Source organism: Bosea sp. AS-1 (assembly GCF_002220095.1).
Classification (GTDB): Bacteria; Pseudomonadota; Alphaproteobacteria; order Rhizobiales; family Beijerinckiaceae; genus Allobosea.
This window is the reverse complement of record NZ_CP022372.1, coordinates 970819-991938: the sequence shown is the minus strand read 5'-3', so window position 1 is coordinate 991938 and position 21120 is coordinate 970819. Positions and strand designations below refer to the sequence as shown.

General features: G+C 62.7%; 19 protein-coding genes. 10 read left to right on the top strand and 9 right to left on the bottom strand.

Features of this window, described 5'->3' with window-relative positions:
• Positions 1-3 precede the first annotated feature (3 nt).
• From CE453_RS06290 to CE453_RS06250, 9 genes are read left to right on the top strand one after another with little or no spacing between them, the layout of a single operon-like run.
• The gene (locus CE453_RS06290) at positions 4-2049 is read left to right on the top strand and encodes a hydantoinase/oxoprolinase family protein (protein WP_089173806.1); all 2046 of its coding nucleotides are present in this window, start codon (positions 4-6) and stop codon (positions 2047-2049) included.
• A complete protein-coding gene (locus tag CE453_RS06285) occupies positions 2049-4037 on the top strand; it encodes a hydantoinase B/oxoprolinase family protein (RefSeq protein ID WP_089173805.1) in 1989 nt (662 codons plus the stop codon). Before CE453_RS06290 ends, CE453_RS06285 begins: the two co-directional genes overlap by 1 nt.
• Entirely contained in the window at positions 4034-4777 is a 744-nt protein-coding gene (locus CE453_RS06280; RefSeq protein ID WP_089173804.1) for an SDR family NAD(P)-dependent oxidoreductase, read from the top strand. The genes CE453_RS06285 and CE453_RS06280 overlap by 4 nt, the downstream gene beginning before the upstream one ends.
• 25 nt (positions 4778-4802) lie before the next feature.
• Positions 4803-6371 carry an ABC transporter substrate-binding protein gene (locus CE453_RS06275; protein ID WP_089173803.1) on the top strand — a complete coding sequence of 523 codons (1569 nt, stop codon included), beginning with the start codon at positions 4803-4805 and terminating at the stop codon, positions 6369-6371.
• 34 nt (positions 6372-6405) lie between these two features.
• Entirely contained in the window at positions 6406-7410 is a 1005-nt protein-coding gene (locus tag CE453_RS06270) for an ABC transporter permease (protein ID WP_089173802.1), read from the top strand.
• Positions 7410-8249, top strand: a complete 840-nt coding sequence (locus CE453_RS06265; protein WP_089173801.1) for an ABC transporter permease — start codon at positions 7410-7412, stop codon at positions 8247-8249. Before CE453_RS06270 ends, CE453_RS06265 begins: the two co-directional genes overlap by 1 nt.
• A gap of 2 nt (positions 8250-8251) precedes the next feature.
• Positions 8252-9256 carry an ABC transporter ATP-binding protein gene (locus CE453_RS06260; protein WP_198302279.1) on the top strand — a complete coding sequence of 335 codons (1005 nt, stop codon included), beginning with the start codon at positions 8252-8254 and terminating at the stop codon, positions 9254-9256.
• Positions 9249-10235, top strand: a complete 987-nt coding sequence (locus tag CE453_RS06255) for an ABC transporter ATP-binding protein (RefSeq protein ID WP_089173800.1) — start codon at positions 9249-9251, stop codon at positions 10233-10235. The genes CE453_RS06260 and CE453_RS06255 overlap by 8 nt, the downstream gene beginning before the upstream one ends.
• A complete protein-coding gene (locus CE453_RS06250; protein WP_157732916.1) occupies positions 10232-11449 on the top strand; it encodes an MFS transporter in 1218 nt (405 codons plus the stop codon). Before CE453_RS06255 ends, CE453_RS06250 begins: the two co-directional genes overlap by 4 nt.
• Before the next feature lie 245 nt (positions 11450-11694).
• Here CE453_RS06250 and CE453_RS06245 read toward each other — a convergent pair whose 3' ends face one another.
• The 5 genes from CE453_RS06245 to CE453_RS06225 form a co-directional block, all read right to left on the bottom strand.
• Entirely contained in the window at positions 11695-12765 is a 1071-nt protein-coding gene (locus tag CE453_RS06245; RefSeq protein WP_157732915.1) for an ABC transporter ATP-binding protein, read from the bottom strand.
• Positions 12766-12767: 2 nt separating this feature from the next.
• Positions 12768-13568: an ABC transporter permease gene (locus CE453_RS06240; RefSeq protein ID WP_089173798.1), complete on the bottom strand. Its 801-nt coding sequence runs from the start codon at positions 13566-13568 to the stop codon at positions 12768-12770.
• Complete coding sequence (locus tag CE453_RS06235) at positions 13565-14425, bottom strand: ABC transporter permease (RefSeq protein ID WP_157732914.1); 861 nt, start codon at positions 14423-14425, stop codon at positions 13565-13567. Before CE453_RS06235 ends, CE453_RS06240 begins: the two co-directional genes overlap by 4 nt.
• Positions 14422-15459: an extracellular solute-binding protein gene (locus CE453_RS06230; protein ID WP_089173796.1), complete on the bottom strand. Its 1038-nt coding sequence runs from the start codon at positions 15457-15459 to the stop codon at positions 14422-14424. The genes CE453_RS06235 and CE453_RS06230 overlap by 4 nt, the downstream gene beginning before the upstream one ends.
• A gap of 65 nt (positions 15460-15524) precedes the next feature.
• Positions 15525-16499 (bottom strand): succinylglutamate desuccinylase/aspartoacylase family protein, encoded by a 975-nt coding sequence (locus CE453_RS06225; protein ID WP_089173795.1) that lies wholly within the window; start codon positions 16497-16499, stop codon positions 15525-15527.
• A 105-nt stretch (positions 16500-16604) separates the two neighbouring features.
• On the opposite strand from CE453_RS06225, the gene CE453_RS06220 reads away from it, so the two are divergent.
• Positions 16605-17354 carry an IclR family transcriptional regulator gene (locus CE453_RS06220; protein WP_089173794.1) on the top strand — a complete coding sequence of 250 codons (750 nt, stop codon included), beginning with the start codon at positions 16605-16607 and terminating at the stop codon, positions 17352-17354.
• 50 nt (positions 17355-17404) lie between these two features.
• Here CE453_RS06220 and CE453_RS06215 read toward each other — a convergent pair whose 3' ends face one another.
• The 4 genes from CE453_RS06215 to CE453_RS06200 all read right to left on the bottom strand — a co-directional run bounded on the left by CE453_RS06215 (position 17405) and on the right by CE453_RS06200 (position 21014).
• Positions 17405-18187 (bottom strand): ABC transporter ATP-binding protein, encoded by a 783-nt coding sequence (locus CE453_RS06215; RefSeq protein ID WP_089173793.1) that lies wholly within the window; start codon positions 18185-18187, stop codon positions 17405-17407.
• A 139-nt stretch (positions 18188-18326) separates the two neighbouring features.
• A complete protein-coding gene (locus CE453_RS06210) occupies positions 18327-19319 on the bottom strand; it encodes an ABC transporter substrate-binding protein (protein WP_089173792.1) in 993 nt (330 codons plus the stop codon).
• A gap of 46 nt (positions 19320-19365) precedes the next feature.
• Positions 19366-20178, bottom strand: a complete 813-nt coding sequence (locus tag CE453_RS06205) for an ABC transporter permease (RefSeq protein WP_089173791.1) — start codon at positions 20176-20178, stop codon at positions 19366-19368.
• Positions 20175-21014: an IclR family transcriptional regulator gene (locus CE453_RS06200; RefSeq protein WP_089173790.1), complete on the bottom strand. Its 840-nt coding sequence runs from the start codon at positions 21012-21014 to the stop codon at positions 20175-20177. Before CE453_RS06200 ends, CE453_RS06205 begins: the two co-directional genes overlap by 4 nt.
• Positions 21015-21120: the final 106 nt, after the last annotated feature.

The window sequence follows — 21120 nt, the reverse complement described above, 5'->3', positions numbered from 1 at the left end:
CAGATGGGCTATCGCATTGGCGTCGACATCGGCGGCACCTTCACCGACTTCAGCGTGCTCGACGAAGCGACGCTGAACCTGCGCACGCTCAAGGTTCTGTCGCGCCCGGACGCTCCTGGAGCCGAGGTCCTTCAGGGGCTGGATGAGATCGAGAAGCGCTTCGGCATCGCGCCTTCGCAGGTCAGCTACTTCACCCATGGCTCCACAGTCGGCGTGAACAGCATCATTCAGGGCAAGGGCGCGAAGCTTGGGCTCATTGTCACCGAAGGCTTTCGTGATGTCCTGGAACTTGCGCGCCTGAAGATCCCGGATCCTTATGATCTGTTCTCGCGCCGACCCGTTCCCTTGGTGCCGAGAGAACGCGTGGCGCCGCTGCCGGAGCGCATCAATGCGGATGGCGTTGCAGAGGTCATCCCGGATTCGGCTGCGATCGCCGCCGTTCTAGGTCGACTGGAAGCAAGCGGAGCCGAGGCGATCGTGATCGCCTTGCTGCACAGCTACAAGAACCCTGCACATGAAAGGCTGGTCAAAGCGGAGATCGAACGCCTGCGACCCGGTTTGCCGGTTTTCTGCTCCGCCGACATCTGGCCCATCGTCAGGGAGTACGAGCGCACCATCACCGCCTGCATCCATGGCTCGGTGCAACCTCGGGTGTCCCATTACATCGGCCGCCTCGAGGATGCTCTGATCGAGCGCGGGGTCGTTCCCGCTCCGATGATCACCAAATCGAACGGCGGAGTCATGACCGCTGCGGCTGGCAAGGTGCGCAGCATCGAAATGCTGCTATCCGGCACGGCTGCCGGTGTGATCGGTGCAGGTTTCACGGCCAAGCTGGCTGGCTTCTCCAGAGTCATGAGTCTCGACATCGGCGGCACCAGCGCCGACGTTGCGCTGCTGAAGGACGGGAAGCCTGACTTCCGCTCCGGCGAACTCGTCGGGGAGTATCCGATCTACCTTCCGACAGTGTCGGTGTCCTCGATTGGAGCCGGGGGAGGCTCGATTGCCTCCGTGGACACGTTGGGTGTTTTGCGCGTCGGGCCGGAAAGCGCGGGATCGACTCCTGGACCGGCCTGCTACGGCCGTGGTGGCGAGCGCGCAACGATCACCGATGCTTTCGCCACCATCGGCGTCCTGGGCGCCGGCGAACTCGGATATGGCGCCGTCAACGTTGACCGATCTCGAGCTCTTGCGGCGCTTGAACCAATCGCCAGGGGCCTCGATCGCTCGTCGGAACGCGCGGCTGAGGCCATCATCCAGCTCGCGGTGGCCAATATGTATCGCGAGACCAGCCGGCTCTTCTCACAGGTTGGCGAGGAGCCGAGCGGCTATGCGCTTCTGGCGTTCGGTGGCGCAGGCCCCATGCTCGGCTGCCTCCTGGCCGATGCGATGGGCATGCAGTCCGTCATCATCCCTCAAACTCCAGGTGTGCTGGCCGCCCTCGGAGGCCTGCTTGCAGATCTGCGTTCGGATTTCGTCAGAGTGGTATTCCTCGACGTCGATCCACACTCGTTCGACACCTTGCGCCAGGCGATGGACGAACTCGGCAAGGAAGCTCGCGGGTGGCTCTTCGAAGGGCAAGGCTATGCGGGCGAGGCCACGCTCTTGGTTACGGCCGACATGCGGTACCGCGGCCAGTCCTACGAGATCGAGACCCCTTTGGAGCAGGCCTGGATCGTCGACGGCGACCATGCCGCCATTGCGGCGGCGTTCCACAAGCGCCATGCCGAAATCTACGATCACTCGGATGACGCGGCAGATGTACAGATCGTTGCGCTTCGTGTGGTCATCGCCGGGGTCACGCCCAAGCCCGAGTTCGCCGAACAGGGCCTGAAGCTGCAGCAGACGCAACCCAGGAAGCGCATTCCGATCGTTCATCAAGGATCGACGATCGAGGCCGGCCTTTTCAATCGAAGCGACATGTCGCCGGGCTCGTTCTTCGCCGGCCCGGCCGTGATTTTGCAAGACGATACGACGACCTGGGCCCCGCCTGGTTTCGAGGGCCATGTCGATGGCTTCGGCAATCTGATCTTGAAGCGGAGTGCGATCTGATGGCGGCGCTCGATCCTGTCACGCTGCAGATCCTGAAGAGTCATTTCGAGGCTGCGGCCGAGAGCATGGCATTCACGCTTCTGCGGACAGCGCATTCCGCCTTCGTCAAGGAGACGGAAGATTTTACCAGCGGACTGACGACGCTTTGTGGGCAAACCTTCGCCAGCCCGAAAGACCTCGGCGCGACCTGGTTTATCGGCCTGGACTACAAGGGCGCGATCGACGCCATCGCGGATTACAAGCCTGGTGACATCTGTATCACCAACGACCCGTATTCCGGCTACGTCTGCACCCACGCTCCCGACATTCATCTCTGGATGCCGGTGTTCCATGAAGATCGGCTCGTTTGCTTCGCGGTGGGCCATATCCACAACACCGATATGGGCGGTGCCGTGCCGGCGTCTCTGTCACGCGCGCTGACGGAGGTGCAGCAGGAGGGAATTCGAATTCCACCCATGAAGCTCGTCGAAGCCGGGGTGATGAACGAGAGCGTGCTGCGCATCATGCTGCGCAACGTGCGCATGCCCGATCAGAACTGGGGTGACCTGAAAGCCCAGATCGCCTCGCTCAAGACCGGCGAACGCAAGATCCGCGATGCGATCGCCCGCTTCGGCGTCGAGACTGTCTGTGCCGCGACTTATGGCGTGCTCGATCTGGCCGAGAGGCAGGCGCGGCAGCTCTTCGCCTCGATGCAGGACGGTGATTACGAATTCACCGATTACATCGACGAGGATAGCCCCGGGGGCGTTCCATGCCGGCTGAAGCTCTCGGTCAAGGTTCGGGGCGACGAAGCCATCTTCGACTTCACGGGCAGCGACCCTCAGCTTCAGTCGGCATTGAACATGCCGACTGGCGGGCTGCCGCGCCATATTCTGCCGCTCGTCGGCTACAACTACGTCGTCTACTCGCTCGATCGAACGGTCGCGCTCAACATGGGACTTCTGCGCCCGGTTCAGTGCATCCTGCCGGTGGGCTCGGTCGTCAACCCGGTCTACCCGGCGGCCACGGGCATGCGCAGCCTGACTTGTGCGCGCATCCAGGGAATGGTCATCGGTGCCTTCTCGCGTGCAATGCCCGATCGCCTGCCAGCCGGCCCCGCAGGCGGTGGCGGTATCCTGAACGTACGCACCACAGACAGCCGCACCGGCCGCCTGGCCATGGCGTCGATCAATCCCATCACCGGTGGCGGGGGCGGGAGTTCATTCGAGGATGGGCAAGATGGTTCGAATTCCTTCCTGAAGAACACGCCTGTTGAGATCACCGAGGCAGAAGTTCCGATACGAGTCAGGAGCTATGAGCTCGTGCCGGATTCGGGCGGACCGGGGCGCTATCGCGGCGGCCTTGCGGCTCAGATGACGTTCCAGATGTTCACGCCCAACTCGGTCGTGACCGCCCGTAACCGCGACCGCGTTCGCTTCTCCTGCTGGGGGCTTGAGGGGGGGCTACCAGGCTCGACCTGCAGCTTCCATCGCGCCAACGGCAGCGCCAAACCCGAAGACCTGGGAAACACCGACGTGGTTCGCTGCGGCCCGGGCGACATCCTGACGATTTCAGCCGCAGGCGCAGGAGGCTGGGGCGATCCCTTCGAACGTCCGCATGATGAGGTTCTGCAGGACGTCCTCGGGGGCAAGGTCACCGAAGGTGGCGCGAGAGCGTATGGCGTGGTGATCAAGGACGGTGTCGTCGATGAGGCCGCCACCAAGGCGTTGCGGTCGGCGCCTCGGGAAAGCCCCCAAGGCATGACCTTCGACCCTGAAAGGCTGAGTTTCGAGCGCATTTGGTGCGATGCAGTTTGGGACCGGCTTTCACAGCACTTGTTCGCTCTTCCGGTTGAGTGGCGCTTCTTCGTCAAACACGAGCTCTTTGCGGCAGTGAATGCCGACGGAGCAGCCGACAGGGATCCGGTTGCGGCGTTGGAACGGGCCTTTGCCAATGTTCTGGTGCAGTACCCGCAGATCGTGCCTCGTCAGTTGGAGGACGCGGCATGAATATCGAATTCTTGAACCAGACTGTGCTCGTGGCTGGAGCCGCACGCGGCATCGGGCGAGGCATTGTCGAAGAGTTTGCTGCTCGGGGCGCCAATGTTTTTGCAGCCGATCGCCTCAAGGACGAGATGGCGGGGCTGCCGGCGCATCCGACGCAACTCAACCTCCTGGACAAGCCAGCGGTCAACAGGTGGGTCGAGGAAGCAGAGCGGATTAGTGGTCGTGCCCCCGATGTCCTCGTTTATGTGGCAGGAGGCGTGCTGGGCCAAAGTGCCAAGCCATTGGAGCAGGTCGACGAGGCTGATTGGCGCGCAGTTCTCGACGTCAATCTGACCGGGGCCTTTTTGGCGGCCCAGGCGGTTTGTCCGGGAATGAAAGCCCGCGCGAAAGGGCGGATTGTGCTGATCGCCAGTGGTGCCGGGCTGCGAACCTCACTGACAGGCATTCAGGCCTATGCCTCGGCGAAGGCCGGCGAGATCGGCTTGGCTCGGCAGCTTGGCCAGGAACTCGGACCGTTTGGGATCACGGTCAACGCGGTTGCCCCCGGCTTCCAACGAACGAGCCCGGACTATGAGCGTCAGTGGCAATCCTATTCGGCCGAGCGGCAGGAAAACATGATCGCCAACACGGCGCGACGCCGTCCCGGGACGCCACAGGACATCGCCTACACGGTCATGTTCCTCGCCTCGGACTATGCGGACTTCATCACAGGCCAGGTCGTTTCGGTGACCGGCAGCCCTTGAAACACCACAACAATGGAGGGACGGCATGACGACAACACGGAGAGACGCGCTTAAAGCGGTTCTGGGTTCGGTGGCCTTGACGTCGCTTCCGATCGACGGAGTTCTGGCACAGGCTGGGGGCAAGTTCGTCTACGCGAACAACAGCCCCTACGATAACCTCGATCCCCACACGATTTTCGACACGGCCCGCGCCGCTTCACGCTTCAATCTCTATGACGGGCTTTACCGCTGGGTCGACAACCCTCCCAAGATGATCCCATGGCTCGCGGAAAGCCATACGATCTCGGACGACGGCAAGGTCTACACATTCAAGCTGCGGCAGAATGCCAAATTCCATGATGGCAAGCCGCTGACCTCTGCCGACGTCGTCTATTCGATTGAGCGCATCCTCGCTCTCAAGAAGGGCCCAGCCAGCCTGTATCTCGATAGCATCAAGCCTGGATCGACACAGGCGCCCGACCCGCACACGGTCGTCTTCAACCTGAACGGCCCCTCAGCGATCTTTCTTACGACCGTCCCTGACATCCTCGTGGTCAACAGCGCGCTCGTGAAGGCCAATGAGAAGGATGGGGATTGGGGCGAGGCGTGGCTCGCCCGGAATGAGGCTGGCTCTGGATCCTACGCACTGCGCCGGCATGATCCGGCCGTAGGTTTTACAGCGCGCCGATTTGCCGACCATTTCGCTGGTTGGACCGGCCAACCATTCGATGACCTGGAGTTCCGCACCGTTCTGGAGACGAACACCCGCGTGCTTGGCCTGATCCGCGGCGACTTTCAAGGCGCCGACGGCTACCTTCCTTATGATCAGATTCAGCGGCTCCGACAGTCCAGTAATGTTCAGATCATCGAGCAGGAATCCATGCGCGTGTTCATCCTCGCGCTGAACTGCACCAAGCCGCCGATGAACAATCCGAATTTCCGCCGCGCGCTGGCCTACGCTTTCGACTACGACGGCTTCATCAAGAGCATCATGAAGGACTCGGTCTCGCGCAATCCGGGGCCGAACCCCAACAACATCTGGGGAACGCCGGCTGGTCTCAAAGGCTACAGCTACAATCTCGACAAGGCTCGCGAAGAGCTGAAGAAGGTGACGGAGCCTCTGCGGCCGATCACCATCAATGCCCTGGCCGGATTCAGCGAGTCAGAGCAGGCAGCGACGCTTTTCCAGAACACTTTGCGCCAGATCGGCGTCGATGTGGTGGTCGAGGTCTCGCCCTGGTCAGTGGTGTCCAGCCGGATGCGCAAGGCCGATACTCAGGCCGATATCGTGCCGCTGTGGAAGAGCACCTACTACGTCGATCCCAATAACTGGGTCGGGGAGCTCTATGGGACGCGTTATCACGGCACGCGCACCTTCTCGTATTACAGCAACCCCGAGTTCGATAAGCGGCTCGATCGCGCGCTCGTGTCCGGAGACCAGGACGAACGGCGCAAGCTCTACGAGGAGATGACCCAGATGGTGAACGACGATGCTGCCGGCATCTTCGTTTACAACACGCGCTGGTACGGACCCTATTCGAGCAAGATCGAGGGAATCCGCTTCTCGCCGGTCAGCAACGGCCAGGACATTCGCTGGGCATCCCTCAAGCGCTGAGCGGTTCTCGACTTCTCCAACCGGAGGCATCGCCATGAACTGGCTGTCAATGGTGGCGAACCGATTGCTTTGGTTCGTGCCGACGCTCGTGGGATTGCTCGCGATCGTATTTCTGCTGTCGCGCGTGATCCCCGTCGACCCTGCGGTTTTGGCTGCGGGGGAGAATGCTTCGTCCGAACAGGTGCAGCAGGTGCGGGAGAGGTTTGGCTTCGATAAGCCATTGCCGGTCCAGTTCGTGAACTACCTGCGCGATATCGCGCAAGGCAACCTCGGCACCAGCCTCTTCACCCAGCAGCCGATCGTGGACGACCTGGCGTCGCGCCTGCCTGCAACGCTGGAGCTGACCATCTTTGCCGTCCTGATCGCGGGCCTCATTGGCATCCCCCTTGGAGTCTTTTGTGGCCTGCACCGGAACTCTTGGGTCGACCACGTGCTTCGCGTGGTGACGGTTTCCGGCCTGGCGGTCGCATCCTTCTGGCTGGCGATGCAGCTCCAGTTCCTGTTCTCGATGAAGCTCGGATGGTTGCCACTCTCCGGTCGCATCGAGGGATTTCCGCCTGAGACTGTCACAGGTCTCATGCTCGTCGACGCGCTGATCGAGGGGGACAGCGAGATGATCGGCTCGGCATTCAAGCACATCATTCTGCCGACGCTCACGCTGGCCCTACCTGCGGCCGCTACGGTCGTCCGCTTCACCCGAAACGGCGTGATCGGCGTCATCAACTCACCGTCCGTGGCCTATCAGACGGCCATGGGGCTGCCTCGTCATCTGATCATCTGGAAATACGTGCTGCGCATGGCATTGACCGCGACCGTTACGCAGCTTGGTCTCATATTCGGCATTCTGCTGGCCGGCGCGGTCGTGGTCGAGACCGTGTTCGATTGGCCGGGTCTCGGCGCTTATGCTGTGCGCTCCATCCTGCAGTCGGACTACAACGCTGTGATGGGTTTCACTCTTTGCACGGGTGCACTGTTCGTCCTCATAAATCTGCTGGTGGATATGCTGCAGGCTGCGATCGATCCGCGGGGTGCCGCGTGATGGATCTTCTCAAGCGCTTCGCGAGGGATAGAGCTGCCTTCATCGGGTTAAGCCTTCTGGGTCTTCTCGTCCTGGCTGCGCTGTTCGCGCCGCTGTTGGCTCCCTTTCCCAATGACGTTTTCGATTTCCACATTGGAAACCGCCTTCAACCGCCGTCAACCACCGCTCTCTTCGGTACTGACCGAATGGGCAGCGATATCTTCAGTCGGATGCTATTCGGCGCCCGGATCACATTGATGCTGGCGGGGATCGCCGTCGGTTCGGCATTGATCATCGGCGTGCCTATTGGCCTCATTGCCGGCTACTACCAGAACTGGGTCAGCGACGCTCTGATGCGAATTGCCGAGATCTTCCTGGCTGTGCCTCAGATCGTTTTGGCCATCGCGATCGCGCAGACACTCGGACCATCAATCGAGAACGTCATTCTGGCTCTCTCCCTGACGTACTGGCCATTCTGGGCGCGGCTGGTCTACGCCGAGACGCGGTCCATGCGGAATGAGGTCTTCGTCGAGTCCGCAGTCGCGCTCGGTGCCTCACCCTGGCGCGTAATCGTCCTGCACATCCTGCCGAACATCGCCTCGCCCATTATCGTCCGGACGTCGATCGGCATGGGCGCGACGATTCTCACTGCGGCGACGCTGGGCTTCCTGGGGCTTGGCGCTCCACCTCCAACTCCTGAATGGGGGCGGATGATTGCGGAAAGCCGTGAATTCCTTCCCGAGGCCTGGTGGTACGCACTCGCTCCGGGCATCGCGATCTTCCTGACGGTGCTCGGCTTCAATCTCTTTGGCGACGGCCTGCGCGACATCCTCGATCCGCGTACGCGGCGCAGTGTCTGATCATGAGCAATCTCCTCGATATTCAGGCCTTGTCCCTGAGCTTTCGAACGGAAAAAAGCCTCGCCAAGGTCCTCGACCGGATCGATCTCAGCGTGAAACCCGGTGAAATCGTCGGACTGGTCGGCGAGTCCGGCTGTGGCAAGTCAACGCTGGCCCGTGCGATCCTCGGAACGCTTCCCGAAGGCCAAACAGAGATCAACAGCGGGCACATCCGGCTGGACGGTGTCGATATGCTCTCGGGTGGCAAGGCGGCCGAGCATCTGCGGGGCCGTGTGGTTACCTTCGTCCCGCAAGATCCCTTTGCGAGCTTCAACCCTCTGTTTCGGATTGGTACCCAGATCCGCGACCTGATGCGCTTCAAAGCCCCTCGGGACGGAATGGGGAGTTTCGGCCGTTCGCGCAAGGCGGACGAGGCGAGCGCCATCGCTATGCTCGATGCCGTTCAGTTGCCGCAGCCGAAGGCCATGCTCGACAAGTATCCCCACCAGCTATCGGGCGGCCAGCGCCAGCGGGTGATGATTGCAATGGCGCTTCTTCCTCAACCTCGGATGATAATCGCCGACGAACCTACGACCGCTCTGGATGTGACGGTCCAGGCGCAAATCCTGGGGTTGCTGCGGCGGCTGGCCGTCGAACGAGGCGTTTCGGTCCTGTTCACGACCCATGATCTCGGCGCGGCCTGGGAAATCTGCGATCGCGTGGTGGTCATGTATGCCGGGCAAACCGCGGAAATCGCGCCGCGCGAGCAATTCTTCGGCGACCCCCGCCATCCTTATACGCGCATGCTGCTCGACAGCTTGCCCACGCCCGGGCGTGACCCTATCGGAATTCCCGGCGGGGTTCCCAGCCCGCTCAAGGCCCCTAACGGTTGCCGCTTCAATCCCCGCTGCCCCCGCGCAACGGACGTTTGTCACGAACGCAGGCCGGCGCTGATTGCAGAGCCCAATGGCCACGTCGTTGCGTGTCATCATCCCTGGCCGGCTGAGGCGGAGGCTGTACATGTCTGACGCCAATAATCCCCCCATCCTCGAAGTCGACAACCTAGCCCGGCACTTCCCGGTCCGAGGGTTCCTGAACCGGAAGGTCGGCAGCCTGCGCGCACTGGACGATGTCTCCTTCGCGGTCGAGCCCGGCGAAATTCTGGGAATTGTCGGCGAATCCGGTTGCGGCAAGTCCACGCTTGGCAAGACGCTCATGGGCATCCACGAGCCGAGCGAGGGCGAAGTCCGTATGCTGGGCGAGAGGATTGCCTCGCCGGGCCAGAAGCGTGCTCCCAAAATCCGTGCGCGCCTTCAATATGTCTATCAGGATCCGGGCGCTTCCCTCGACCCGCGCTGGACGCTGCGCCGTTCGCTCCACGAGCCACTGATTATTCACACCGACTGGCCGAGAGAAAAGCGGGAGGAGAAGGTCAGGGAGATCGTCAAGGCGGTCGGATTGCCCGTCGAGCATCTCGATCTTTATCCTCACGAGATCAGCGGCGGTCAACAGCGGCGGGTCGGGTTGGCGCGGATTCTGGTTCTCGGGCCGGAACTGGTCATTTTCGACGAACCCACATCGGGGCTGGACGTTTCGGTCCAGGCAACCGTGCTGCGGCTGTTCCGCGACCTCAAGTCAGAATTCGATCTGACCTACCTCTTCATCAGCCATGACCTGGCTGTCGTCGAGTCGATCTGCGACCGCGTCATCGTCATGTATCTCGGGAGGATCGTTGAGATCGGGCGGACCGCCGAGGTTTTTGCCGCACCGCGCCATCCCTACACGCAGGCGCTGCTGTCGGCTGCGCCCCGGATCGGTGGACCTCGCATTACCGAGAATTTCTCGCTGCAAGGTGAGCCGCCTGATCCGTCCAATGTTCCGAGTGGGTGTCGCTTCCGTACGCGTTGCCAGTACGCGACTTCGGAGTGTGCCGACACCGACCCGGAACTTGATGACAAAGATCGCCGCGGCGTTGCCTGCTTGCGCTGGCGCGAGTTGAACGTGTGAAGCCCGGCCTCTTCAAAGCTGTAGCCGCTCCTTCATGGCAGCTTGCTCTCGCGACCATGGTCGCGGTCCAGATGGCCACCGCCTTCCTCAGCCGGATTCCTCCGACCATTGCGCCTATTCTCGCCGAGGCGCGAGGCTGGTCGGATTCGGTAGTGGGGTATCTTGCCAGCCTCAACACACTTGGGTCGATCCTCTTTCTTGCCTTGGGCGCGCCCTATCTGAGAGCTCTCGGCTCAGTGCGGGCCCTCCAAGTCGGGCTCATGATCGGAATCCTGGGTCTGGCGCTTTTTCTGCCGAACTGGACGGTAACAGCCTGCATCGCCGCGCTGCTCATCGGTGTGGGATACGGACCGTCGTCGCCCGCGGGCAACGATGTGCTGCATCGCACGGCACCTCAGGGCCGTCGCAGCATGATCTTCTCGATCAAGCAGGCTGGAGTGCCGCTTGGAGGAGTCATTGCGGGCCTCGCACTACCCCCTCTCGAAGCAGCCTATGGTTGGCGCATCGCCCTCCTTGCTTCTGCAGTCTTCGTGCTTGCCATCATCGCCAGTGTCCAGCCTATGCGAGAGGCGCTTGATCAAGATCGGGAGAGGGGACTGAAGTTTGGACTGGGGGTGATCCTTTCCGTCTCCAATTTGGTAACACCGATCAGAGCGCTGACAGCTTCTTCGACCTTGTTTCGTCTGACGGCAGCCGGCGCTTGCCTGGCGATTGGACAGGGGATCTGGTTCGCCTATCTCATGACGTATGCGGTCTCGCAGCTCGGCTACAGCCTCGAGACCGCCGGAGCGCTGTATGCATTGATGCAAGCAACCAGCGTCGTCGGTCGTGTTTTTCTCGGTTGGCTCTCCGATCGGCTTGAAGCCCCACGATTGTTATTGCGCTTGATCGGGTTGGCGTCAGGCGTGACCTCCCTGAGTTTGGCCCTGGCGACACCAGAATGGCCTTTCCCTATCTATTGCATCATCGCTGCCGTCGCGGGCATCACTGTATCTAGCTGGAACGGTGTCCAGTTGTCCGAAATCGCTCGGGCTTGTCCTCCAGCACTCGTCCGGGAGGCTTCTTCCGCTGCCACCCTCGTCATATTCCTCGGTTACGTGGTCGCGCCATCAGCATTTGCGATGACACTAAGCCTGACGTCCCGTTTCGATCTTGGCTTCCTCGCCTGCGCGCTTTCCGGGGTGGTGTGCTTGATCCTCGTGCCTGAGGAATGAAGCACGCGCTTCGGAGCGCTGCCTGTGATGCGTCTGCTTTCAGCGAAAAACCACGACCCGGGAAGTTGTACGCAGGCGACTTGGCCACTGTGAACAGCCGGGCACACAAAAGGATTGTCGAACCCGATCTCTCGGGCGGCACCTTTCTCCGCGACGGATTTCTGGCGCGGCGCCTTGGCTAGTCGGCAGACCGAAGACGAGGCGATCGGTGTAGGCCTACTGGCAACTGCCGGATCACTTGGAACCTACCGGCGTCCGCCAAACCAACGCATCGCGTTAGCTCTGATCGCGAGATTGGTAGTAGCGCCCGGAGATAAGCCGCGTAGCGTGTCCGGCGACACAGAGGCAACGAGCGCAGTTCCATCAGTCAATCGGCCATGCAGATTGGCGATGGAGCCTTGATAGGAAATTTGCTCGACAGTTGCCTGAAGTGTGTTGGCAGGGCCGGCATCGGTGACTGAAACGGCCTCGGGGCGAAGCAGAACCTCACCATCGTCCCCGGAGGAGCCTGCCACACCATTGGCTTGCAACTCGATGGTGATGCCGGCGGCAAGGGCAATCGATACATGCGTCTCGTTCCGGCCAGCAATGCGACCGGGGAGGAAGTTCGCCCTGCCGATAAAGTCCGCGACGAAGCGGTTCGCCGGCTTTTCATAGATTTCGCTTGCGCTGCCGAGTTGTTGGAGTTCGCCATCCTTCATGACTGCGATCGTATCGGCGATGCTCATCGCTTCGGTCTGATCATGGGTCACGAAGATCGACGTCAGGCCAAATTCGCGCTGTAGCCGCGACATTTCCAGGCCAGTGCTTTCGCGCAGCTTGGCATCGAGATTGGAGAATGGTTCGTCGAGTAGCAGGATCGAAGGGTTGATCACGAGCGCGCGTGCCACCGCGACGCGCTGTTGCTGGCCGCCGGAAAGCTGACGGGGCAGCCGGTCCGCAAGTCCGGAGAGCTTGAGCTTGTCGAGCATGACGCCGACTCGCTGATCTCGTTCAGCCCGCGCCACGCCGCGCCGGCGTAGCCCGAACGCGATGTTCTCGGCCGCGCTCATATGAGGAAACAACGCGTAGTTCTGGAAAACCAATCCCGTATCGCGCTTGTGGGCCGGCATTCGGGTGATGTCGGAACCGCCGGCCCGGATCGAGCCGGAAGTCGGTTCGATGAAGCCTGCGACCATACGCAGGGTCGTGGTCTTGCCGCAGCCCGAGGGACCCAGCAATGCCAGCATCTGGCCCTGAGGAACTTTTGCGCTCAGATCGGCTACCGCGACCGCTGAGCCATAGGTCTTGCGCAGGTGGCTTATCTCGATGTCCATGGTCAGTTCCGGGAGCGCCCGAGGGAGCTCGACAAATGATAGAGCAGCATGAAACCAAGGGTCGCGAGCACGAGCAGGCCGGAGACCGCTGCCACCGAGGGCTCGAAGCCCAGCTGAACTGCCGAATAGATGGTCACGGGTAGCGTCGGAGCGCCCGGCTCGGCCAGGAACAGCGCCAGCACAACCTCGTCGAAGGAGGTGATGAAGGCGAGGACCGTTCCGGCAACGATGCCCGGCCGGACGACCGGCAGGACCACGAGGAAGAAGGCGGCGACTGGAGAGGCCCCAAGATTGCGAGCAGCTTCCTCCAGGCTTCGGTCGAAGCGGCGCAGCACAGGCAGAGAAACGCGCAGCACATAGGGCGTGCAGACGATGACGTGCCCGGCGACGAGCTTCCACGGACCGGTCAGAAGCCCGGTGCGGGTAAAGAACAGCGTCAACCCGACGGCGAGCACGAGCGTCGGCAGGATCAGTGGCGACAGGAACACCGCTTCCAGCAGCCGCCGGCCCGGAAAGTCGAAGCGCGTCAGCGCATAGGCGGCTGACACCCCCAATGTGCAGGCGATGAACGCGCTGACCACGGCAATGCGCAGGCTCACCAGCAGCGCGGTGAGATAGCGCGTATCGTGCAGCGCCACGGCATACCATTTCAGCGTCAAGCCCCGCGGCGGGAACGCGAGGTAGCCCGTATCTCCGAGCGGTGCGGCGACGACGACGAGGATCGGAAGCAGCAGATATCCGAAGGCCAGGGCCGCCAGAATCAGCATGGCGATGCCGAGCGGAGAACGCAGGGAGATCGTCATCGCGAAGCCTCCTTGTCGCCACGCCCTTCGAGGAGGGCGCCATACGCGAGCGATACCGCTAGGACGACGACGAGCAGGATGGCCGCCAGCGCCGCCGCGAACGGCCAGTCAAGCAGCTCGACAGCCTGTTCGTAGATTGCTGTCGCCATGACGTTTGCACGGGCGCCTCCGACCAGGCTCGGCGTGGCAAAGGCGCTGATTGCCAGGGAGAAGACGAGCAGCGATCCTGCGACGATGCCTCCGCTTGCCAGCCGGAAAGTAACCAGACCGAGAGCGACGCTCGGACGCGCGCCCAGGCTCATCGCGGCGTATTCGAGATCGCGATCGATCGATTTGAAGACCCCGTGCAGGGTCAGGATCATCAGCGGCAACAGGACCTGTGCGAGGGCGATGATGACGCCCGTCATCGTGTACATGGTCTGCACCGGCTGGTTCACAACCCCCATTGCCAGCAACGTCCGGCTGAGCAGGCCATCGCGAAAGAACAGCACCATCCAGCCGAAGGAGCGCACGACGGCGCTAACCAGCAGAGGAAAGGTCGTCAACAGCAGGAGGAAGTTCGCCCACCGCGATTGCGATCGTGCGAGGAGATAGGCTGTCGGGACACCCAGCAGCAGGGTGATCGAGGTGACGGCGAAGCCCAGCCAGAGCGTGCGGCCCAGCATCTCCCAGTAATAGGAATCGAAGATAAAGCGCTCATATTGCGCGAGCGTGAAACCGGCCTTCTCAGTGGCGCTCAACGCCAGCAGCGATGCCTGCGGCCAGATGAAGAAGACCGCATAGGCGAAGGCGCAGGGAGCGAAGAGCATGACGGGCGCGAAACGCGCCACGCCCGAGCCTGTAATCGCTGTCGTCACCGTGCGATCTCGCGATTCCACCGTTCGATCCAGCTGGTGCGCTTGGCGTTGATCTTGTCGCGATCGAGCTGGGCGAGCTTGCCCACGGCAGGAACTTCCGCCGCCAGATCCGCAGGCAGCTTGGTTTCGGGATTGGAGGCAGTCCAGCGCATCGTCCGCGCGATCTCGATCTGCGCTTCCGGCTTCAGCATCGCATCGATGGCCGCGCCGGCGACATCCGCGTTCTTCGCTCCCTTGGCAACGCACGCGGTGATGTTGACGGCGGGACTACCCTCTTGCGGCGTGGCGAAAGCCACCGGCAAGCCGGCCTGCTGCAGCTTGAAAGTGTTGCCGGTGTCGTAGGGCATGATCCAGATGTCGCCCTGCCCGAACAGGGTCGGCAGGTCGGAGGCCGCCTTGAAGATCGTCTCCCCCTTGATCTTCTTCATCGCCTCGAAGCCGGGCTCGATATTGTCTTCGCTGCCGCCGAAGGCCTTGGCGAGCATCACGAGAAAATCGACGCCATAGCCGTTGGTGATCGCCGGAAAGGCGATGTGGCCCTTGTATTCGGGCTTCAGGAAATCCTTGTAGCTCGTCGGCGGCGTCGGGATCTTGTCCTTCCGGTAGACAATACCTTCGGCGATGACCGCCCAGGTGACCCAGTGCCCGTCGGGATCCTTCAGTGTCGCCGGAATCTGAGCCAGGCGGGAGACGCCGGCCAAGGGCTGACTCAGCCCCTCGCTCTTGGCGAAGGCTTCCTGACCGCCGGAGAACTGGAACATGTCGATCTGAGGGTTGCCCGCCTCCGCCTTCATGCGCGCGAGAGCGGCGGCCGACTGCATCGGGACCTGGGTCGAGGACGCCCCGCTTTCTTTGTCGAAGGGCGTGAAAACGGCCGCCTGGATGATGTCCATGGTCGAGCCGCCGAAGCCCGAGCTCACGAGCTTGCGGCCAGCGAAGGATTGCGCCTGTGCCGCGCCCGGCGCCCACGGGAGAATGGCAGAGGCGGCAAGCGCCGCCATCGCGTGGCGACGACTGATGTGGCTGATACCCATGATGGTCCCCTGCTGTTGGGCCGGGTATCGAAACCCGGCCAGTTTACCGAGTTCGTCTTGCGGCCTCAGGCCGGGTCGTATCCTTTGGTGCCGACCAGCTCGAAGACCTGATCGCCATTGTAGATCGGCATATGCGGGCGGCGGATCGATCCGACCCAGGCCTTCTCGACCGGACAGTGCACCTCTTCGACCACGTCTCCAAAAAGATCGACGATATCGGCGAGATGCTGCCCCCTCACGACGTCGTCCCCCGGACCGACCTTGGGGATGAAAAGGCCGCCATGGGTGGCTTTGTGATGAATCGCATCGCCGCCGAGGCGAAACTGCGCCGGCACGATCGGTTCGCCAGGCAGCATGCCACGGGCCTTGCAGACATTGAAGATTGCGAGCGTCAGCCGGTCGAGGTCTTCCGACGTTACCCGGGCGCCGCCGCCGCTTTCGACGATGAGCGAAGGCTTCCCGTTCTTGGTGTAGTGAGTGAAGTGGCAGCCGGAGAGGCCCTCCTCCAGCGAGTTCCAGACATTCGGGGCGCCGCAGGCGCGCCCGAGCCGCTCGGACTCTGCGCCTTCCGCCGTCCCGTTGTTATGGAACAGCGTATAGTGGCAGGTGATCGTGAGGTCGCCGCCAGAATGCAAGTCCAGCATCGCGTCCGAATTCGCGAGCGAGAGCTCCAGCAGCCGATGGGCCAGCTGGTAAGTGTGATGACCCTGACGATCACCGGGAAATACGCGGTTGAGGTTGTACCCGTCCTGTGGCGTCAGGCGGTTGTAGCCGCGGAAGCCGAGCGGATTGGCGAGCATAAGGCAGACGACCCGGCCGGAAAGCTGGCTGAGGTCGACCGTCTTCAGGAAGCGCTGGATGGAGAGCGGGCCGACGACTTCGGGGCCATGGATGCAGGCCTGCAGCCAGAGCGTCGGGCCATCCTTCTGGCCCTCGGCAATTAGTACCGGGGAATAGATTGGGCCGTCGGGGTAGGAGCCGAGCTCAACATAGCCCTTCGTGATCTGCCCTTTGGCAGGCTTGGCGGTGCCAATCATCATCTGCTGCGCGCTCTCGTTGGCTATCGTGCAGCGGCTTGTCGCTGCTGCTATAAGAGAGCCTGGCGTCCCATATATGTCAACGCTGTTATCGCATATGGAACAACCATGAGCTCGCTCGAAAATGGATTGCGCATCCTCTCGCTTCTCAACGAAGAACGGACCGTTCTGCGTGTCGGGGAAGTTTGCCGCGAGCTCGACATGCCCAAGGCCTCGGTGTCTCGGCTGCTGAAAGCGCTATCGGAAGCCGGGCTTCTGGAGCGCGAGGACCGCGATCAGGGTTATGTCGTCGGCGGGCGTGCGCTGGACCTCGCCGCGCTCTATCTCGCCCGTCACAGTCTGCTGGATCTGGTTCGCGTCGCAATCGACGACCTCGTGCGCGAGTTCGGGTTCACCGGGCATGCAGGAATCGTGTCAGGACACGAGCGCGTGCTGCTGGTCGCCCAGCAAGGTACCTATGCTTTGCAACACACCGGCGCCGTGGCCGAGCGCAAGCCAGCCTTCGACTCCATCATAGGCCGGGCGATCCTGGCACGACTGGACGACGATCGCGCCATTGCGCAGCTCGATGCACAAGGTAAGCTGGGTTTGCGCGCGATGATGAGCGATCAGGAGGTCAAGGCGGAGTTTGCGGCTATCCGGAAAAATCGGATCGCCCGCTCGTCAAGCCTGATCACGCCGGGCATTTCCTCGATCGGGGCAGCGATTGCAGATCCTGGGCGCAATGAGATCATGGGGCTCTGCCTGTCATTCCCGACAATTGCGGCCGACAGTGGTGTGCAGGATCAGATTGCTGCGCGTGTCGCGCAGCATGCGCATGCGATCGGCATGCGCATGCGCGATCCGGTCTGGTCTTGAGGGCGCTGCTGGTCGAAAGCAACGCAACCGCACCCCATTGGGATACTCGCTCAATACTTGATCACACCAAATCGCCGGAAAGCGTCGTGGATGCGGTCGGCATAGTGATTGAAGCTCGGATAGTCGCCGAGATGGGCCGGACGCGGACGCGGCAGCTCGATCGCGATCTCATCGACGATTCGACCGGGCGTCGGCGACATCACCAGCACGCGGTCCGAGAGGCCGATCGCCTCCTCGATCGAATGGGTGATGAAGACCACGGTCTTCGCCTGCTCCATCCAGAGCAGCTCAAGATCGTGCCGGATCTGGGTGCGGGTGATGGCGTCGAGCGCGCCGAAGGGCTCATCCATCATCAGCACCGCGGGATTGTGGATCAGAGCGCGCGCGATCGAGACGCGCTGGCGCATGCCGCCGGAAAGCTGCTTCGGATAGCGATCAACCGCATGGGAGATACCGAGCTTTGCGAAAAGCTCGAGCGCCCGCTCGCGCGCCGGCTCCAATGGCAGGCCGCGAATTTCCGCCTGCAGCAGCACGTTCTCCATCGCCGTGCGGAATTCCAGCAGCAGGTGATCCTGGAAGACGATACCGATATCGGTCAGCGGCGAGGTCAGCTTCCTGCCGTTCACAAGGAGTTCGCCCTGACTGACAGGGATCAGCCCGGCGGCCATCAGCATGAAGGTGCTCTTGCCACAGCCGGAAGGGCCGATCAGGCTGACGAATTCGCCGCTGCGGATGTTCAATGTCAGCCCATCGACGGCAGTGAAACTGCCGAAGGTCTTGATGAGGCCGCGTCCCTCGATCGAGGCGGCGGCGTGGGCGGCTGCAGCGGTCATCGTATTCTCATTCGAATTGGGGGCATCCCCGACGAAGCAAGGCAGAGACCTGGGGTCCATGCCGGGATGGCTGCCGGAAGCGCTGAGGCTTGGCTCCCGGACCGCCCTTCGGTTGCCTGGGATGACCGCCTTCCAAGGCTTAGGGGCAAGCCGGTGCCGACGCCGGCAGCAGCTCTGTCGTGTAGTAATCGGTGATCGGCTTGTCCTTGGGCAGGCCAAGATACTGGGTGAGTAATTCGAAGCTCTTGGTCCAGTTCGCTTCCGGCACCTTGCCGAGCGATGTTGCACCGGGTGCACAGAGCAGCTTGTTGACCACGTCGAACTGGGCCATCACCTGCGCCTTTTTCACCGAGGGGAATTGCGCGACGACCGCGTCGGCGGCGGCGTCCGGATTCTTACGGGCTGCATCCCAGCCCTGCAGGCTGGCCTCGACGAACTTCCTATAGAGTTCGGCGTCGGCCTTGATCCTGTCGTCGCGGGCGATGATCGAGAGCCCGACCGTCGGCACCCCGACGTCGCGATAGAAGATGTCGCGCACCTTAAAGCCACGCTCACGAATCTGGACGGAGTGGAAATCGGCGCCGCCCAGGATGACATCGACCTTCTTTTCCAGCAGCGCCCCGACGAAGGCGCCCGGGTCGATGTTGATGATGTTGACCTTGCTCTTGTCGATCTGGTTGCTGGCGAGGATTGCGTCGAGCAGCGTGGTCTGCGCTGTGCCGGGCTGGACCGCGACGCGCTTGCCGACGAGGTCCTTCGGCGAGGCGATGCCGGAATCCTCCAGCGCGATGATGGCGAAGCCGTTGGTCTGCAGCACCGGCGCGACGATCTTCACCGGCGCGCCCTTGGTGCGCAGCTGCATCGCGGCCGGAGCGTCGGCAAAGCCGAGATCGGTCTGGCCGGTCGCGACCATCTGCGCCGTGGTGCCGGAACCCTTACCCTCCTCGATGGTCAAGTCGATGCCGGCTTTCTGGTAGAGTCCCATCTGCTTGGCCATCATGAAGCCGGCATTGGGAGCCGCGGCAAGGAAGTTCAGCGTGATCTTCATCGGTTTGCCGGCGCTCTGCGCCAGTGCGCCGGAAGCGCTCAGCACGAGCACGGCGGCAGCGGTGATCAGCATGCGTCTGTTCATCTGTATCCTCCCGAGAGCCGGTTCATCCGGCTTATGCGTGTGGTGGTCAGCCCTTGCGTTGCCAGGGCATCAGCAGAATTTCGAGGCCGTCGACGATGTAGCTGAACAGGATGCCGACGACGCTCAGCGCCACGAGGCAGGCGAAGATCAGCGGCATGTCGAGGAAGCTCGTGCCGCGTAGCAGGAGGTAGCCGAGGCCCGCATTGGCGCCGACAAACTCGCCCACGATCGCGCCGGTCGCGGCGAAGACCGCCGAGACTTTCAGTCCCGAGAAGATATAGGTCAGCGCCGCCGGCACGCGGACATAGCGGAAGGTCTGCCAGGCCGAGGCGCCCATCGAGCGGGTGAGATAGAGCACGCGCTCGTCGAGGGCGCGGAAACCGGTCATGCTCGCCACCAGCGTCGGGAAGAAGCAGAGCAGGAAAGTCAGCAGCACCTTCGGAAACAGCCCGAAACCGAACCAGACGACGAACAGCGGCGCGATCGCGATCTTCGGCACGAGTTGGAAGAAGACGATGACCGGATAAATCGCCTTCTCCAGCAACCTCACCGATACGATGACATAGCCCAGCGGGATCGAGATGACCGCCGCCATCAGGAAGCCGAGCACGACCTCATTGGCTGTGACCAGGGTGTGCTGGAAGATCTCGGCACGGTCGGTCCAGAGTCGCTCGAAGAACGCGCTCGGCACCGGCAGGATATATTCCGGGATACGCGCGAGCGGCACCAGCCATTCCCAGGCGGCGAGCAGCACGGCGAAGCTCATCAACGGCCATGCGATGGCCGAGCCCCACTCGCGCAGCCGGCTCCGCTCCACCGAACCCGCCGGGAGAGCCGATGTGGCGGCTCCGTCGCTCATGCCGATACTCCTGCCTGCTGGATGTCGCGCACCGGCACGGCCGGCGTCGGCTGAATCTGCCGCCGGCGCAGCGGCCAGATCTCGGCCATCTCTTCGGCGGCACGCTTGAGCGCTTCCGCGATAACCGGTCGCCGCTCCTCCGGCATCCGCGGCAGCGGGCCGGCGACGCTCAGCGTCCCGGCAATCGGCGCGGCCGGATCGGGGCCGGATCGGAAGGTCGTCGCCATTGCGACGATGCCGATCTCTCCCTCCTCCACCGCCGTCGCGAAGCTACGCCGCCGCGCCTCGCTGAGATGGGCCCTCAGCGCGTCGACGTCCCTGAGCGCATTCGGCCCGGTACGGTCATCGCCGTCGAAGCCGCGCGCGAAGACAATGCGCAATGCCTCGGCCTCCGGCAGCGAGGCGAGCCAAGCCTTGCCGGTCGCGGTCGCGTGCAGGACAGGTCCGGCCCCCATCGGCGGCTCGTAGCGCAAGCCGGCCGTCGCCCCCTGCGAGCGAGCGATCCAGACCAGATCGCCGCGGTCCACCACTGCGAGCCGGCAGTACTCCCGCGTCTCCGCCGCCAGCCGGTCGAGCACGATCTGGCCGGCATCTGGCAGGCCGCGGCTGTCGAGATCGCGGAAAGCAAGTTGGGCGAGCTTCAGCGTCAGGCCGTAGGCACCGGATTGCGCATCCTGGCCGACGAACCCGCGCTCGGCCAGGGTCGCCAGCAGCCGATGCGTCGCGCTGAAGGGCAGGTCGAGCCGCTCGGCAAGCAGGCTGAGATCGACGCCATCCGGCTCGCCGGCTAGCGCCTCGATCAGCTTCAATGCCCGCTCGACGGCAGCGATCGTCACCTTGATGGCGTCCTCGGATTATTTTTGGAAATGATTTCCAATTCAGAATTCCTTTCCGTATATGAGTGCGGCGAGGCCGAGTCAACGCGCCTCGCGACGGCAAGCC